This window comes from Gordonia sp. ABSL11-1 (genome assembly GCF_030315685.1).
Classification (GTDB): Bacteria; Actinomycetota; Actinomycetes; order Mycobacteriales; family Mycobacteriaceae; genus Gordonia.
In genome coordinates, this window is the sequence record NZ_JASXSI010000006.1 from 167,061 (window position 1) to 184,117 (window position 17,057).

General features: G+C 66.8%; 13 protein-coding genes. 4 read left to right on the forward strand and 9 right to left on the reverse strand.

The features are described 5' to 3' along the window. Positions 1-190 precede the first annotated feature (190 nt). Positions 191-1,609: a sensor histidine kinase gene (locus tag QSJ19_RS09490; RefSeq protein WP_286320029.1), complete on the reverse strand. Its 1,419-nt coding sequence runs from the start codon at positions 1,607-1,609 to the stop codon at positions 191-193. Positions 1,610-1,695: 86 nt separating this feature from the next. Beyond that, positions 1,696-2,382, reverse strand: coding sequence for a response regulator transcription factor (locus QSJ19_RS09495; RefSeq protein ID WP_286319911.1), 687 nt, complete (start codon positions 2,380-2,382; stop codon positions 1,696-1,698). 109 nt (positions 2,383-2,491) lie between these two features. On the opposite strand from QSJ19_RS09495, the gene QSJ19_RS09500 reads away from it, so the two are divergent. From QSJ19_RS09500 to QSJ19_RS09510, 3 genes are all read left to right on the forward strand, one after another. Next, positions 2,492-3,022 (forward strand): DUF8021 domain-containing protein, encoded by a 531-nt coding sequence (locus QSJ19_RS09500; protein ID WP_286319913.1) that lies wholly within the window; start codon positions 2,492-2,494, stop codon positions 3,020-3,022. Between the two features lie 132 nt (positions 3,023-3,154). After that, positions 3,155-7,240: a bifunctional nitrate reductase/sulfite reductase flavoprotein subunit alpha gene (locus QSJ19_RS09505; RefSeq protein WP_502876127.1), complete on the forward strand. Its 4,086-nt coding sequence runs from the start codon at positions 3,155-3,157 to the stop codon at positions 7,238-7,240. Positions 7,241-7,488: 248 nt separating this feature from the next. After that, positions 7,489-8,367 carry an endonuclease domain-containing protein gene (locus QSJ19_RS09510; RefSeq protein ID WP_286319917.1) on the forward strand — a complete coding sequence of 293 codons (879 nt, stop codon included), beginning with the start codon at positions 7,489-7,491 and terminating at the stop codon, positions 8,365-8,367. Positions 8,368-8,428: 61 nt separating this feature from the next. Here the strand turns inward: QSJ19_RS09510 and QSJ19_RS09515 are convergent, their stop codons facing one another. From QSJ19_RS09515 to QSJ19_RS09540, 6 genes are all read right to left on the reverse strand, one after another. Then, the gene (locus QSJ19_RS09515; RefSeq protein ID WP_286319919.1) at positions 8,429-8,746 is read right to left on the reverse strand and encodes a Rieske (2Fe-2S) protein; all 318 of its coding nucleotides are present in this window, start codon (positions 8,744-8,746) and stop codon (positions 8,429-8,431) included. Next, entirely contained in the window at positions 8,743-11,259 is a 2,517-nt protein-coding gene (gene nirB, locus QSJ19_RS09520; RefSeq protein ID WP_286319921.1) for a nitrite reductase large subunit NirB, read from the reverse strand. Before nirB ends, QSJ19_RS09515 begins: the two co-directional genes overlap by 4 nt. Then, entirely contained in the window at positions 11,259-11,606 is a 348-nt protein-coding gene (locus tag QSJ19_RS09525) for a molybdopterin oxidoreductase (RefSeq protein WP_286319924.1), read from the reverse strand. The genes nirB and QSJ19_RS09525 overlap by 1 nt, the downstream gene beginning before the upstream one ends. Positions 11,607-11,673: 67 nt before the next feature. Next, the gene (locus QSJ19_RS09530; RefSeq protein WP_286319925.1) at positions 11,674-12,066 is read right to left on the reverse strand and encodes a DUF2834 domain-containing protein; all 393 of its coding nucleotides are present in this window, start codon (positions 12,064-12,066) and stop codon (positions 11,674-11,676) included. Between the two features lie 81 nt (positions 12,067-12,147). After that, positions 12,148-13,722: a 4Fe-4S binding protein gene (locus tag QSJ19_RS09535; protein WP_286319927.1), complete on the reverse strand. Its 1,575-nt coding sequence runs from the start codon at positions 13,720-13,722 to the stop codon at positions 12,148-12,150. Continuing rightward, a complete protein-coding gene (locus QSJ19_RS09540) occupies positions 13,722-14,690 on the reverse strand; it encodes an AurF N-oxygenase family protein (RefSeq protein WP_286319928.1) in 969 nt (322 codons plus the stop codon). Before QSJ19_RS09540 ends, QSJ19_RS09535 begins: the two co-directional genes overlap by 1 nt. A gap of 178 nt (positions 14,691-14,868) precedes the next feature. Here QSJ19_RS09540 and QSJ19_RS09545 point away from each other — a divergent pair, with 178 nt between their 5' ends. Continuing rightward, on the forward strand, positions 14,869-15,639 hold the full coding sequence (locus tag QSJ19_RS09545) for an SDR family oxidoreductase (RefSeq protein WP_286319930.1): 771 nt from the start codon (positions 14,869-14,871) through the stop codon (positions 15,637-15,639). A 51-nt stretch (positions 15,640-15,690) separates the two neighbouring features. On the opposite strand, the gene QSJ19_RS09550 is transcribed toward QSJ19_RS09545, so the two are convergent. Beyond that, positions 15,691-17,055 carry a glycosyltransferase gene (locus tag QSJ19_RS09550; protein ID WP_286319932.1) on the reverse strand — a complete coding sequence of 455 codons (1,365 nt, stop codon included), beginning with the start codon at positions 17,053-17,055 and terminating at the stop codon, positions 15,691-15,693. Between the last annotated feature and the right edge of the window lie 2 nt (positions 17,056-17,057).

The window sequence follows — 17,057 nt, forward strand, 5'->3', positions numbered from 1 at the left end:
AGCTCTTACCGTCGCCCATTCGGCGAATGTCCCGACTGCTGCCACGGCCGACGCGACCGGGCGGCCCACCACTGCTGATCAACAACCCTAGTGTCCTGCCTTCGGCCGCGATGACCGAAGTCGAGGTCTGTCCACATCGGCCGGTCCGTGCCGGTGTGGCCCGGCGGATCCGTCCACGGGCCCGTTCACACTATTGACGAACGACCTGGGGGGAAGGTTCCTCGGGTGTGGGACTCCCCGGCAATGTCATTCGGATGAGTGCCCCACCGAGCTCCGATTGCTCGGCGCGGACCCGGCCACCGTGTCGGGACACCACCTGCCGCACGATCGCAAGGCCCAGACCTGACCCGGGCATCGAGCGCGACTGGGTCGATCGGTAGAACCGTTCGAACACGAGCTCGCGGTCCTCGTCCGGAATGCCCGGTCCCGCATCGGCAACGGTGAGTTCTGCGGTCGTCGCGTCGATCTGGGCGAGTCGCACCAGGACCGGCCGGCCGCGGGGACTCCATTTCGCGGCGTTGTCGAGCACGTTGAGAACGGCCCGGTTGAGTCCGTGCTCCTCACCGAAGACGAACCATGGCGTGAGGTTGGTGTGGAAGTCGACGTCACTGCGGCGGCGACGGACCCGCTCGAGCGATCGCGTGATGACCTCGGTCAGGTCGACCTCCTCATGCACGACGGCGGGCGCGTCCTCGCGGGCGAGATCGACGAGATCGCCCACCAGCGTGGACAGTTCCTCGATCTGGGCCATCACGTCGGATCGGAGTTCGACCATGTCCTGCGCCGGCATCGCCGGTGCGCCCGGCTCACTCGCCGCGATGAGCAACTCGAGATTGGTCCGCAACGAGGTGAGGGGTGTCCGCAGTTCGTGGCCGGCATCGGCGACGAGGCGTGACTGTCGGTCCCTCGACTCCGCGAGACCGGCCAGCATGGTGTTGAAGCTCTCGGTGAGTCGTGCCAGCTCGTCGTTTCCGGTCACCGGGATTGGCGTGAGATCCTGTGTGCGAGCGACCCTTTCGGCCGCTCGGGTGAGTCTGCCGACGGGCCGCAGGCCGGCTCGGGCGACCGTGGTGCCGGCCAGCGCGGCCAGTGCGACGCCGCCCCCACCGACGACCAGGAGAACCCAGGCCAGTCGTTTGAGCACGCGATCGGTGTGTAACAGGCTCTGCGCCAGGACAAGTGTGTTGCCGTCGTCGAGTTTGCGCGCCAGCACACGCTGATTGTGGATGGTACGAAGACTCTGGTTCACGCTGCCCGGGCGATAGGTCGACCGCGCGATGCTGCGTTCCGCGTCCTCGAACGGGACCTCCCCGATGAGGTAGCTGCGTCCGTCGGGTCGCACCAGGGCCAGAGAGATGTTGGTGGAGAACACCGTGCCGGTGACCAGCGACTCGGGACGATCGTTGAGCAGACCGGTGCGGGCCAGCGCCGTCATGCCGTCGGCGCGGCTCTCCAGCTGCGAATCCACCTCGTTGTACATCGCGCGGTAGACGACGAAGTACGCGGCGGCGGCCATCAGGCTCACCGAGACGAGGACGACCGTCGCGGACAGCAGGGTGACGCGGGTCTTCAGGGAGACGGCCCGCGTCAGCGGCATCGGGGCGCGCATCTCCGTGATCTCGTCGCGACGACGACGCAGGAACCCTCGCCGCGACGACGACGGTGTCGGTGCGGCCCCCGGAGTGTCGGCGGGCACTAGGGCGGGGTCTCCCGCAGCACATAGCCGACACCGCGGACGGTGTGGATCAACCGGGACTCTCCGTCGGCCTCGGTCTTGCGACGCAGGTAGCCCACATACACCTCGAGGGCGTTGCCGGACGTCGGGAAGTCGTAGCCCCAGACCTCCTCCAGGATGCGACTGCGGGAGAGGACACGGCGCGGGTTGGCCATGAGCATCTCCAGCAGCGCGAACTCGGTGCGGGTGAGGCTGATGCCGCGCTCACCGCGGGACACGTCGCGGGTGACCGGGTCGAGCGTGAGGTCGGCGAAGGTCAGCGCCTCCGACTCCGCCGCGTCGTCGGGTGCGGCACGGCGCAGCAGCGCCCGCAGGCGTGCGAGCAGCTCCTCGAGCGCGAAGGGCTTGGGCAGGTAGTCGTCGGCCCCCGCGTCGAGCCCGGAAACCCGCTCAGACACCGAGTCGCGGGCGGTGAGCACGAGAATCGGCAGGTCATCGCCTGCCGACCGCAGGCGTCGGCACACCTCGAGCCCGTCCAGGCGCGGCATCATCACGTCGAGGATCGCCATGTCCGGGCGCTCGGCGACGATCTTCTCGAGGGCCTCGAGGCCGTCGGCCGCGGTGTCCACCGAGTAGCCGTTGAAGGTCAGCGACCGGCGAAGCGACTCACGGACCGCCCGATCGTCGTCGACCACAAGGATGCGCATGCCTACAGTCTTATCGTGAACTGCTGAGATGTGTCTGAGGACGACCAGTGTGTCTCGAGGACATCTGCGCAGGTGCGCGGCGTGTGACCGAGCCGGTCCGGGCGAGTCGGTGGCATACCATTCGCCGCTGATCACCTCGCGCCATCGGCTCCTCCGCGCAGTCCTGACCGCCGGCGTCGCCGGGGCCGCCGTCGCGGTGTGCCTCGTCCCACCGGCCGCGTCCGCCGCGCCGACTCCGTATACCACCGAACGTCAGCTGGCGGCGGCCGACACGTATCTGACTGCTCTCGGCGATCGCACCAAGGCGTCGGACGTGCCCTTCGCACGCGATGCCGTCCGGTTCGAGAACGGCCTGCAGACGGGGTTCTCGGGCGATCAGATGCGCCGTGACCTCGACCTGCACATCCAGTATTCGGTGATGACGGCACCGGTGGTGACATCGCGGGCGGCCGATCCGCGCGACCCCGATGTGCTCCGTTACCGATTCATCGTCCCGGTCGTGATCGGCGGCGCACACATCGTCGACGCCCCCACCGACGAGACCTTCCGGATCCCCCGGTCGGTCTGTCGGATCAGCCGCATCGACGCGCAGATCTCCATCACGCCACCGGCGAGCGGTCCACGCACAACCGTCGGATGAGGCTGTGAGGCCAAGTTGACGGTCGCGTAACTGGACGCTTCGCATCAGGAAACACACCCCCCGCACGCTGGGAGCGTGAAGTCCCTCGACGTCGTCCATTCGCTGTGCGCCTATTGCGGCGTGGGGTGCGGCATGGACCTGACCGTCGGCGAGAACGGCCAGGTCGTCAAGACCACCGGCCGCAAGGACCACCCGACCAACTTCGGCCGTCTGTGCACGAAGGGGTCGACCACCGCCGACATGCTCGCGGGTGGCGGTCGACTCCTGACCCCGATGATCCGGACCGAGCGGGGTGCACCCCCGCAGCCCGCGGACATGGACCAGGTCATCACCGACACCGCCCACCGCTTGCGTGCCATCGTCGACGAGCACGGTCCGGACGCGGTGGCCCTGTACGTCTCGGGCCAGATGTCGATGGAGGCCCAGTACCTCACGAACAAACTCGCCAAGGGATTCATCGGTACGAATCAGATCGAGTCGAACTCCCGTCTGTGCATGGCCAGCGCCGGGACGGGCTACAAGCAGTCCCTCGGCGCGGACGGGCCGCCCGGGTCGTACCAGGACTTCGATCACGCCGACGTCTTCTTCGTGATCGGATCGAACATCGCCGACTGCCATCCGATCCTGCATCTGCGGATGATGGACCGCATCAAGGCGGGCGCGAAGCTCATCGTCGTCGACCCGCGCCGGACCACCACCGCCGAGAAAGCGGATCTGTTCCTGCAGATCAAGCCCGGCACCGACCTCGCCCTGCTCAACGGCCTGCTGCATCTGCTCGTCTCCGGGGGTCACACCGACGACGACTTCATCGCCGCCCACACCGACGGCTTCGAGCAGATGCCGGAGTTCGCGGCGCAATACCCACCCGAGCTCGTCGCGGAGATCACCGGCATCCCGGTCGACGACATCCGACGCGCCGCCGATCTCATCGGGACGGCCGGCAACTGGATGAGCTGCTGGACCATGGGACTCAACCAGTCGACACACGGCACCTGGAACACCAACGCGCTGATCAATCTTCACCTGGCGACCGGCGCCATCTGCCGTACCGGCAGCGGACCGTTCTCGCTGACCGGGCAGCCCAATGCCATGGGCGGACGCGAGATGGGATACATGGGTCCCGGTCTCCCGGGACAGCGTGCGGTGGTCGCCGACGACGATCGCGCGTTCGTCGAGGAGAGGTGGGGTGTCGAACCGGGAACGCTGCGCACCGACGTCGGGGGCGGCACGATCGACATGTTCCGCCGAATGGCCGACGGCGAGATCCGCGCGTGCTGGATCATCTGCACCAATCCGGTTGCCTCGGTGGCCAATCGTTCGACCGTCATCGAGGGACTGGAACGGGCCGATCTGGTCATCACCCAGGACGCGTTCGCGGACACCGAGACCAACGCCTACGCCGACGTCGCCCTGCCCGCCGCGCTGTGGACCGAGTCGAGCGGCACGATGGTGAACTCCGAACGCAACGTGACCCTGTTCGAACCCGCAGTCGAAGCACCGGGTCAGGCGTTGCCGGACTGGGAGATCATCGCGAAGATCGCCTGCGCGATGGGTTACGCCGACGCCTTCACCTTCTCGAGCGCCGAGGAGATCTTCGACGAGATCCGCGAGTTCGCCAATCCACGAACGGGATACGACCTGCGCGGGATCAGCTACGAGGGTCTGCGTCGCACGCCGATGCAGTGGCCGTGCCCACCGGACATGCAGGCCACCGACGGCCGGCACCCCATCCGCTACCTCAACGACGGCGTGAGCCAGACCCTGTTCCGCCGAGAGGACGGCACCGTCCCCGACCTCGCCTTCGCGACGCCGACTCGACGGGCACAGTTCTTCGCCCGCCCACACGTCGAACCGGCGGAGATGCCGGACGACGACTACCCCATCCTCCTGAACACCGGACGACTCCCCCACCAATGGCACACGATGACCAAGACGGGCCGGGTTGCCAAGCTGAACAAACTCAACCCGGGACCGTTCGTCGAGATCCACCCGGCCGACGCCGAACGGCTCGGCATCGGCGAGGGAGACAGTGTCGAGGTGGCATCGCGACGCGGCCGCGCCGTCCTACCGGCGTCGGTGAGCGACCGTGTGCGCCCGGGCAATTGCTTCGTCCCGTTCCACTGGAACGACGTGTTCGGCGAGCATCTCACCATCAACGCCGTCACCTCCGACGCCGTCGACCCGCTGTCGCAGCAGCCCGAGTTCAAGGTGTGTGCCGTCACCCTGACGCGCGTCGCCGCCGCCACGGAAACTCCTGCGGCGGCCGAGAAGCCCACGACGACATCACCGTCCACGTCGTCGACGCCCGTCGGAGCCGAGATGGACGTCCTCGCTGGGATGCTCGGCGTCGGCGATGTCGCGGCACCGATTCCGACCGACGACGAGAAGCTCTATCTCGCGGGGCTGGTCGCCGGCCTCCGTGCCCATCCCCCGGCCGACTCCGCGCCGACCGTGCCCGCAGACGCACCGCTGTCGGCGCCGACCCGGCTGTGGGTGACGGGCCTCCTGCACGGGATGTACGCCCGTCTCCCGGTGGCCGCGGACGCCACCGGCGACGGCGGGTCGTCGGTGCCCGGGTCCGTGACCGTGCTGTGGGCGTCACAGATGGGCAACGCCGAGGATGTCGCGGCGCAGTGCGTCGAACGTGTCGCCGGAACCGGTCTGCGGGTCACCGCCGCGCCGATGGACGATTCGCATCCCGGCACACTCGGGGATCACGACGCGGTCCTGTTCGTCACCTCGACGACCGGTGACGGCGATCCCCCGGACAACGGCACCGCATTCTGGGACGCCCTCAACTCCGACGACGCCCCGGACCTGTCGGGCGTGCGTTTCGCCGTGCTGGCGTTGGGTGATTCGAGCTACGACGATTTCTGCGGCCACGGCCGCAAGCTCGACACGAGGATCGGTGAGCTCGGCGGCGAGCGCCTCCTCGACCGGGTCGACTGCGAACCGGAGTTCGAGGACGCGGCGGGCAGCTGGCTCGAGTCGGTCGTCGGTGCCCTCAGCAGTGTCGAGACACCGACGGATCCGGTCGGCGGCACCCGCTCACCGGTGTCCGTCGTCGAGCGATCCGCTCCCGCACCGTCGGCCAGTCCGACCTACTCGCGCAAGAAACCGTTCGTCACCTCGCTGGCACGGAATGTGCGACTGAACGGTTCAGGCTCGCAGAAGGACGTCCGCAACGTCGGTTTCCATCTGCCCGCGGAGTCGTTGAGCTACAAGACCGGAGATGCCCTGGGGGTGTGGCCGCGCAACAACCCGGCGCTCATCGACGAATGGTTGTCGGTGACCGGACTCCGGGGCGACGAGGTCGTCGACCTCCCCGACGCCGGCGAAATGACGCTGCGGCGAGCCCTCCGCGAGCGACTCGAGTTCTCCAAGGTGGGCACGGATCTGGTGCGTTTCGTCGCCGACCGCACCGGCGACGACGCGTTGCGGGGCATGACCGCGGCCGGCAACAAGGAGCAGTTCGCGAAGTGGTGTTGGGGACGGCAATCCGTTGATCTCCTGGCAGAGCACCCCGTCCGGGCATCGGCCGACGACTGGGTCGATGTGATGAAACCGCTTGCTCCGCGGTCGTATTCGATCTCGTCGAGCCCACTGTCGAGCCCCGACGAGATCCACCTCACGGTGTCCACGGTGCGCTACAACGTCCACGGGACCCCGCGAGGCGGTGTGTGCTCGACGTTCCTGGCCGATCACGCCGACGGTGAGGACATCGGCATCTTCGTCAACTCCACCAACCATTTCCGGCCACCCGCCGACCCCGACGCCCCCATGGTCATGATCGGTCCCGGAACCGGTATCGCCCCGTTCCGGGCGTTTCTGCACGAACGTCGGGAGCTCGGCCACACCGGCCCGAACTGGCTGTTCTTCGGTGAGCAGTACGCCGCAACCGATTTCTACTATCGCGACGAACTGACCTCGATGCTCGCCGACGGCCTGCTGACCCGTCTCGACGTCGCCTTCTCCCGCGACCAGGAGTCGAAGATCTATGTGCAGGACCGGATGCGCGAACACGGCGAGGAGCTGTACCGCTGGCTACACGACGGCGCACACATCTACGTATGCGGCGACGCGTCGCGCATGGCCAAGGACGTCGATTCGGCGCTGAAAGGTGTGGTCGCGCAGCACGGAAAGCTCGCACCCAGCAGCGCTGAGGGTTACGTCAAGGCGCTCGCCGCCGACAAGCGGTATGTGCGGGACGTCTACTGACAGAACGGCGAGGTGACGACCTGCATCTCGTGAACCGCCGTGAGTGCGACCTACCCGACAAGCAGCGCTGTCTCAGATGACACCTGAGGGAACTGTCAGCACGCATTTCCCGTCCGGTGTCTCGCTGCGGTGTCATCTGGGACACTGCTCACCTGAGACTTCTCCACAGCGAGAGAATAATCCACAGATGCGCGGTTCGATCGGCTCATCACGTCTCCGACGTCGGCATTCAGGGCACGCTTCAGGCCATGGAAGAACTGGACTACGCAGGGGTCCTCGCAGCAGGATTCGGTGTGGCATCGTGGAAGCAACTCCGGACAGCCGGTATGACCCGGACCGATCTGCGCCACGTCCTCGCCTCCGGAGCTCTCCGATGCATCCGTCGCGGCTGGTATGCCACCGCGCTCGCCAACACCGACGTCGTCGCAGCAGTCGCTGGTGGCGGAGTCCTCAGCTGTCTGTCGGCGCTGCGACTGCACAAGGTGTGGGTGCCGGGAGCCTCTACGCCGGTACACATACGAGCCCGGGCGTCGGCACATCGAGGTGTCCACCGCGCCTTCTGCGAACAGTACGGCCGGCCCGAATCCGAGATCACCTCCGTCGACGAACTCACCGTCGCGTTACGCCACGCACTCAGATGCCTCGACCCCGAGGGCATCGTCGTGGTGTGCGATTCCATCCTGAATCAAGGACTGCTCGAACTCTCCGACCTCGTCACCGTGTTCCGCCCGGCGCCGGCCCGTATCCGCGCTCTGCTGGACAAGTGCGACGGCACAGCGCAATCGGGGACCGAATCGATGACACGTTTCCGTCTTCGTGCTCGCGGTGTCGAACTCCGGTCCCAGGTCGACATCGCCGGCGTCGGCATCGTCGACTTCGTCATCGGTACCAGCCTGATCGTCGAGGTCGACGGCTACGAGACACACAGCAGCAAGGAGCAATTCGAGAAGGATCGGGAGCGGGATCGCAAGGCGGTCGAACTCGGATACATCGTCATCAGGCTGACCTACCATCAGGTTGTCCATGAGTGGGAATCCGCCGAATCCTCGATTCTCGACGTCATTCGACGTCGTGGACACCTCAAGCCCTTGGTGGACCGGAAAGAGCTTGTCTCAGATGACACCTGAGAGGACTGCCGGCGAGCCAGACGACGTGCCCACCCGCTGTGGTGTCATCTGGGACAACTCCTCAGAGCCACACCACGATCTGACCGTCACGGTCCTCCACCCGGTACACACCGACCGATCCGATCTCGCCGGATGCACACCCGCCGTCGGTGAAACGGAATGCGTATTGGTGCAGTGGGCACACGATCTGACCCAGATCGAACTGGCCGTCGGCAAGTGGTCCGCCCTTGTGCGGACAGACCGCGTCGGTCGCACGCAGCGTGCCGTCGGTCATCCGGAACACCGCGATCTGCCTTCCGTCGACCGCGTAGGCGCGTCCCTCGCCGGGCAGGAGATCTTCCATCGGGCCCACGACGACACCTGCGTCGACGCGGGTCATCGAACCGGTACCTTCGGCAGCGGGAGAAGTGGTAGCGACGACGTGAACTGCGCGGGCGACCTCGGCTCCTCGCGGTCGAGCCACGGGTCGGTGTAGTCGGCCACCGCCTCGTCGATCCGCTCCTGGAGCCCGGCGACAAGCCCGTCACGATCGTCCACGAGGATGGCACGCAGTTCCTCGATACCCACCCGCGGCACCCACGCGTAGGTACGCTCGAGCCACTTGGCCTGCTCGCGGTAGTACTGGATGAAGATGCCGCACAGGCGGATCACCTCGGCCGACGAGTCGACGGTGGCCAGCAGATCGCCCTTGCGGATATGTGCGCCGGCCGCACCTCCCACGTAGATCTCCCATCGACTCTCCGTGGATTCTCCCGTCGCCCCGTTCGCCCCGCTCGACCCGACCGCGACCACACCGAAGTCCTTGCACAGCGCCTCGGCGCAGTTGCGCGGACAGCCGGTGACGGCCAGCTTCAGCTTGGCGGGGGACTCCAGACCCTGATATCGCGTCTCGATGGCGATCCCCAGTGAGGTCGAATCCCCCAGACCGAAGCGACAGTAATCGGTTCCGACACAGGTCTTCACGGTTCGGAACGACTTGCCGTAGGCGTATCCCGACGGCATGTCGAGATCCTTCCAGACCTTCGGCAGATCCTCCTTTCGCACACCGAGCAGATCGATCCGCTGGCCGCCGGTCGCCTTGATCATCGGGATGTCGTACTTCTCGGCGACGTCGGCGATCCGACGAAGCTGTTGCGGCGAGGTCACACCGCCCTTCATCTGCGGCACCACCGAGAAGGTCCCGTCGCGCTGGATGTTAGCGTGGACGCGGTCGTTGACGAACAGCGCCCCCGGCTCCCGCTGCCAGTCCTGCCCCCAGATCACGCGCAGCAGCGACGACAGCGGCATCTTGGCCGAGGCGTCCTCACCGTCGGGCGCGAGCGCCGCGAACACGTCCGTGACGGACCGCAGGTCCTGCCGTCGGACGGCGTCGATCAGTTCCGGTTTGGTCAACGGGATCGCCGGAACGTACCACTCGGCAGACCGATCTTCGGTCAGCGCATCCCCGGCAGCGAACCCGACGATGTCGCCGACGAGCTGTTTGCAGGAACCACAACCCTTTCCGGCCCGGGTCGCGGCACACACCTCGCTGACGCTGGTGCACCCGCCCCGCACGCACGCGACGATGTCGCCCTTGGTCACCCCATTGCAGTTGCACACCTGTACGTCGTCGGCGAGCTCGGCTGCTCCCGTCTCCACCGACGGCGTACCCATGTCGAACAGCATCGAGATCCGCTCGTCGGGCAGCGGCACCTTCTCGTCGAATGCCTGAGTGAGGAAGTTGGCCTTGGAGATGTCACCCAGGAGCATCGCGCCGATCAGCTTGTTGTCTCGGACGACGACACTCTTGTAGACCCCGCTCCGGGGTTCGTAGAACTGGACGAACTCGTCGTCGTCCCGCTCGGGACCCTTGACTCCCATGGCGGCGACGTCGACGCCGGCCACCTTCAGCTTCGTCGTGAGACGTGAACCATGGTATTCCGCAGAGGGATTCGCGCCGGTCACCACATCCGCCAGGACGACGGCCTGTTCCCACAGCGGCGCCACGAGACCGTACACCTCGCTGCGATGCTGGGCGCACTCCCCTACGGCGAAGATGAAACCTTCATCTTCGCAACGCATCTGGTCGTCGACGACGATCCCGCGCTCGACGACGAGGCCGGCGCCACGTGCCAACTCGACGTTCGGCCGGATGCCCGCGGTCACGACGATCATGTCCGCGGACAACGACTCGCCGTCGGCGAACCCGACACCGGCCACCGCGCCGTCCTCGTCGCGCACCACCGCGGTCGTCCGCTTCCCGGTGTGCACACCGACCCCGAGCTCTTCTATCTTGTTGCGCAACACCTTCCCGCCGCGCTCGTCGAGTTGCTGGTTCATGAGGTGCCCCGGCGAGTGGACGACGTCGACGTCCACACCCTGGGTCTTCAACCCGTACGCGGCCTCCAGCCCGAGCAGCCCTCCGCCGATCACCACGGCGCGCAGCCCGTCCCGCGCGGTGGCCATCTGCAACATCCCGTTGGTGTCGGCGATGGTGCGGAATCCGAACACCCCGCGCGCGAGCCGACCGTCTGGTTCCCGCAACCCGTCCATGTTGGGGAAGAAGGTGTTCGAACCGGTCGCGATGATGAGGGTGTCGAAGTCGATCGTCCGACCGCTCGCGCAGGTCACCGTCTTGGCGAACCGGTCGATCGCCTCCGCGCTGTCGCCGGCGTAGAGGGTGACGCCGTTCTCCCGGTACCAGGCCATCGGATTCAGCATCAGGTCGTCGTCGTCGAGTGACGACTCACCCGAGAGCACGTGGCTCAGCATGATGCGGTTGTAGTTGCCGTAGGGTTCATCGCCGATCATCGTGACGTCGAACAGATCCGCGCCGCCACGGGCCAGAATCTCCTCGACGGTCCGCGCCCCGGCCATCCCGTTGCCGACGACGACGAGCTTGCGCCGCTCCATCAGAAGACGACCATCCCGAAGTCGATGACGACATCGCCGGTGACACCCTCGGGTGCGGCGAGCACCAGTTCGAGCGTCGAATCGGGGTCGACGTCCTCGACCACCCGCAGCGGCACGTTCACCGAGGCCTTCGCACCCATCGGGAAGATCCGCATCGGCCGGCCGTCGCGGGTCAGCGTGACGTAGATGAGGTCGTCGCAGCTGTTGCCGCCCCGAAAGTAGAGGGGCTGCGCGGTGAGACCGGGCGGGACCACGAAGGTCAACGACGGATCGATCGGTGCCGGCTTGGTGAGGCCGGTACCGGTGAACGCGAAGACGCCTTGCAGGAACCGCGGAGTGCTGGACATGACGCCACTATCCGTGGCGCTCGTGAAATACGACTTGCCTCGGTGTTACGGGCGCGTTGTCATGGCCTCACCGCGTCGACGACGACGCGAGAGCACGCTCCCGGGCCAGGAAGAAGAACGGGATGGCAGTGGCGATCCCGACGCCGAAGGTCAGCATCACCGAGGCAATCCACCACGGCACGATCCGCAGACGCCTCGCCTCGGTGAAGGCCCACACATGGAACCCGAGGACGACATAGGTCAGATCGACCAGTGCGAACCGACCCGGCGTGGTCGTCAGGATGTCCCCGACGAAGAAGTCCGCGGCCGACCGCCACCCGTTCTCGCGGACGTACGGCACGGCGAGGGCGTTCTGATGGACGAGTGCCGACACGAACACGACGAACAGTGCGCGGCGGCGCCACGGTGATTCGGCGGATGACATCGCCACGATCTGCCCTCCCGACGGTGATACAGCCATGTCAACCACCCTATTCGTTGTCCGGTCGCGGCGGGGTGACGCTCGTGTCTGTCCGACCGCTGTACACGGGACCGACACCACTCAGCGCCGACGACGACCCGCCGCTCCGACCATCTCCGACACCTCGGTGTACTTCACGCGGGGACGACCCTGCAGGACGCCGCGACGGCGCTCACTCGCGTCGATCGCACGGACACCGCGGTAGCCGATGACGTGGCGACTCCGCTTGCGCAGCAGGGTGGTGAACTCGCGGGCGGTTCGAGCGGTCCGGGTGAGGCGACCGTCGGCGGCGTCGCGGATGAAGTCCTCGACGGTGGCCTCGGCACAGATCTTGTTGGCGCCGATGCCGCCACTGGGACCGCGTTTCGCCCATCCGAGCACATACGCGCCCGGGACGATCTGTCCGCCCTCGTCGAGCATGCGGCCTTCGACGTTGGGGAACACACCGCGGTCATGGTCGAACGGGAGCCCGCCGATCGGGGTCGAGCGGTAACCGATCGAGCGCACCATCAGGTCGGCGCTGATCGTGTGACGGACCCCGCCGGTGCGCACCGCCACACCGTCGACGTGCTCGCCGCCGATGATCTCTTCGGGAGAACTGTGGAACAAGAACACGATTCGCCGGTTCGTGGGGTCCGCGGGTCCGCCGAGGTCCGGCAGTTCTCCGGACGGATCGTCGTGCACCACGACCTCGACCCCCGGAATCGTCGACAGCGCACGGTACTCAGCAGAGGTGTAGGCGGCGTTCGCTTGATCGCGCCGGCCGAGGAGCACCACCTCGTGGACGTTCTGCTGCTCGAGGATGCGTAGAGCGCGATCGGCGATGTCGGTGGCCGCCAGCATCTCCGGCGGGGAGACGAGGATTCGGGCGACGTCGAGGGCGACGTTTCCGGTACCCACGATGACCGCGCGACCGGTTCCGTCGTTCACGAGCGGCGGCGCCTCGACTCCCGGGACCGCGTTGTACCAGGCCACCAGCTCGGTCGCCGACGTCGACCCGGGGAGGTCCTCGCCCGGAATACCCAGCCGCCGTGACTCACTCGCGCCGACGGCGTAGAACACGGCGTCGAAGTGCTCGGCCAGTTCGGCAGGCGTGATCTGACCCGGTCCGGTACCGACCTCGACGTTGGTGGCCATGGTCACGCGCGGGTCCCGATACAGGAGATCGAACCCGCGCAGCACACCCTTGGTCCCCGGATGATCGGGCGCGACACCGGCCCGGACCAGACCACCAGGCGTCGGCAGCTTGTCGACGACCGTCACGTCGGCCTCGGTGCGATCGAGGATCATCCGTAGGGCGTATCCACCGGACGGACCCGTCCCGACGAGCGCGACGCGCAGTCCCGCGGGGAGTTTCGGGATCTCCGGATACTCGACCTGCTTCCACCCGGAGGTGATGTCGGTGTTGTGCTTGTAGAAGTCCGCGTTGATGTCGATGAACACCTTGTCGCGGGTACCGAGCTTGTCGGCGGGGTAGATCGCGTCCACCGGGCAGGCATCCGCGCACGCGCCGCAGTCGATGCAGGCCTCCGGATCGATGTGCAGGATGTCGGAGGAACCGAATCCCCGCTCTTCGGGGGTCGGGTGGATGCAGTTGACCGGACACACGGACACACATGCCGCGTCGCTGCAGCAGGATTGGGTGATGACGAACATCAGAGCATGTTCGCTTTCCGGTAGTAGTGCATAGCCGGGCGGGTCAGCAGACCGACCTCGTCGAGGAACTCCATGAGGTGCGCGCAGCTGCTACGGATCATCGACTGGAAATGCGAGTTCGTGTTCATCTCGGCGACAGCACGATCGGCGTCCAGACCGGCATCGGCGAAGGCCTTCTTCTGGACCAGGCTGGTGACGATGAAGTAGGCACCGAGCGCCACATACAGGGCACTGAACTGGCGACGTGCCCAGCCGACGCCCTCCATCGACTCACGCACCTCTTCGCGCGCGAACTTCATGTGCCGCGACTCCTCGAGCACGTGGATCTCGTTGACGGTCCGGATGAACGGGAGCACCCGGTCGTCGCGCATGCAGCCGCGCTGGAAGACGTCGAGCACCTCCTCGGCGACGAGGATGCCGGCATAGGCGACCTCGTTCTTCGCGGTGCGCTTGAAGAGCTTGCCCAGACGGCCCACCGCCTTGGTGGGCTTGTAGGACGTGCCGACCATCTTCTGCGACGCCTTCGCGAACATGATCGAATGACGGCACTCGTCGGCGACCTCGGTGAGCGCGAACTGGAACTCCGGGTCGTGATAGGCGCCCAGATACTGGTCGCGGATGACCATCTCCTGCAAGATCATCTCGAACCAGATGCCGATGTTCATGATCGACGCGAACTCGTGCCGTGTCACCGAGATGCGCTGCTCCTCGGTGAGTTCGCTCCAGTACGCCGTTCCGTACAGCGACGACCATTCCGGGCTGCACCCGTACTTGGTCGGGTCCATCGGCTCCGACCAGTCGATCTCGGTCAGCGCGTTGCGGGAGAGCCGTGCGGCCGAGGCGAGCAGACGTTCGGAGACCTCATTGGCCCCCTGATCGCGCATGCTGACGACGTTGTCGCCGTGAGCGACGGCGGCGCTCTCGCGGCCGGTTCCGTCCCCCGGTGTCCGTTCCATCGCTACGGTCATCGCAATCGACCTCCCGGGTCGTCGGTGAACAACTGTTCTTTCATGACAATGGGCACTGTTATGACAATGTGTGTTGTCAAGATAGCATCGCTGCGTGAGGCAGTAAACAGCCTCGGCATATACTGGCCGGTAACTTAACGGGGGAATGCCCCCGAGCTGGGCAAAGGCAGGAGAGCACATGTCATCGATCTTCATTTCCGGCGGCGCGGCGGGCATCGGGCTGGCGACCGCGGAGCGGTTCTCCCGCGAGGGATGGACGGTCGGCGTGTACGACGTGTCGGCAGACGCGCTGTCGAAGGTGAAGGCGGATCACCCTGAGTGGATCGTCGGCGAACTCGACGTCCGTGACGACAAGCAGTGGGCCGATGCGCTCGCCGACTTCACCTCGCAGACCGACGGTCACCTCGATGTGCTCGACAACAACGCCGGCATCCTCGTCGAGGGACCGTTGCACGAGATCTCGGCGGACGCCGTTCGGCGACAGATCGAGATCGACGCCCTCGGCGTGGCGCTGGGTGCGCAGGCCGCCTACCCCTACCTGAAGGCGACACCGGGTGCGCATCTGGTCAACATCGCGTCGGCGTCGGCGATCTACGGGCAACCCGGCATCGCCACCTACAGTGCGACGAAGTTCTTCGTCGGCGGTCTGACCGAGGCCTTGGAGCTCGAATGGGAGCACGACGACATCCGGGTCGTCGGCATCTGGCCGCTCTGGGCCAAGACCGCCCTCGCCGACAACGACGCCAAGTCGACGAAGACGCTCGGCGTGCGGATCACCCCGGACCAGGTCGCGGAGAAGGTCTGGGAGTCGGTTCACCCGACGCGCCAAGACAAACTCCTGCACCGGACCAGCTACTCGGTGGGCGCTCAGACCCTGGTGCTCGGCAACGCGGCGAAGTTCATCCCTAATTTCCTCAACCGGGCGGTCAACAAACTCATCGCCCAGTAAGCCGGGATGCCGGCCCGCGAGGGCCGGTGGCATTCGGGGTCCCGTCGGCGGTCACCGCACGCCGACCCGTTCCTCCACGATGTCGGCGGCGGCGGCGACCGACCGGTTCGGCGGCGTCATCCGCGTGGCGAGGTCGGCAGCCGACGACCGGACCGACATCGTCAGGATCGATCCGAGGCCGACACACGCGCTGTCCTCGGTCAGTGCCGACATCCGTATCGCCGCACCCACTCCCATGGCCCGCACCCGATGCGCCCACAGCGGCTGGTCGGCGGTCACGGCACAGATCATCGTCGGCAGACCCGCCCGCAGGGTTGCCGCAGTCGTACCCGCACCACCGTGGTGCACGGCGGCTGCGCAGTGCGGCAACACCGAGGCGTGGTCGACGGCGCCGACGACGAAGGTGCCGTCATCGGCGGGCTCCGTTCGGTGATCTCCCGCCACCAGGCAGCGCCGTCCGAGCCGACGAGCGGCGCGCGTGACACAGCGCAGTGCCGCATCGTGTGCCGGTGACGCCATGCTGCCGAACGTGATGAACACCGGTGGGTCGCCCGCGCTCAGCCACGCGGCCAGATCCGGACTGTCCGCGTCGATCTCGTCGAGTTGCCGACGGTTCTCCGGTGGCAGGTCGAGGAAACCGACGATCGGCCTGGTCGGTCCCCACTCGGCGGAGAGGCCGTCGAACAGCGTACCGTCGAATGCCTGGATCTGGCAGGTGCCGCGAGCAGCGAGGCGACCTGGCAGCGGGCCCCGTTGGGCGGGTAGACCGATGCGGCGTCGAAAGGCGTTCTCGTTCCATCCGGTTGCGGCCCAGGTGACGCGGTCGGCGATGCGCCACGTGCGGCGCTTCGCGGCAGGCGACCACCGTGCCGTCGCGCGGGGAAGTGCGCCGACGACGCCGTTCTCCGACATCGGACCGTGGCGCAGTACCACCATCTCCACACCGAGTCGGTCGGCGAGGGCAAGTCCACGGTCCTGACACAGCGGCGCCACCACCAGACAGTCGACGTCGGCGAGCGGTGCGTCCTCGGCGAGGAATGCACCGATGAGGTCGTCGTCGAATGCCGCGAACCCGGAGCGGATGGTCGAGATCGCGAAGCGCCACCGCGACAGCGGGTTACGCCGACTCGCAGCGATCGCCTCATCCGACGACCACGCGCCGCGCTCATCGAGTCCGATCGGCATGACGTGATCGACGCCCACCTCGTCGGCGAGGGTGGTCAAGTTGGGCGGCGCGAGGACAGTCACCCGCCGGCCACGGCGCTGCAGCTCCAAGGCCAGACAGACGCCCGGTTGAATGTCACCGCGGCTGCCGTACAGCACGATCGCGACGTGCATGCATTCGGGCGCCGTCGGTCCGTCGGGCGCGGGACCGGACGGCGAGGACGAGGACCACAAGGGGTCGGACACCGTCATCT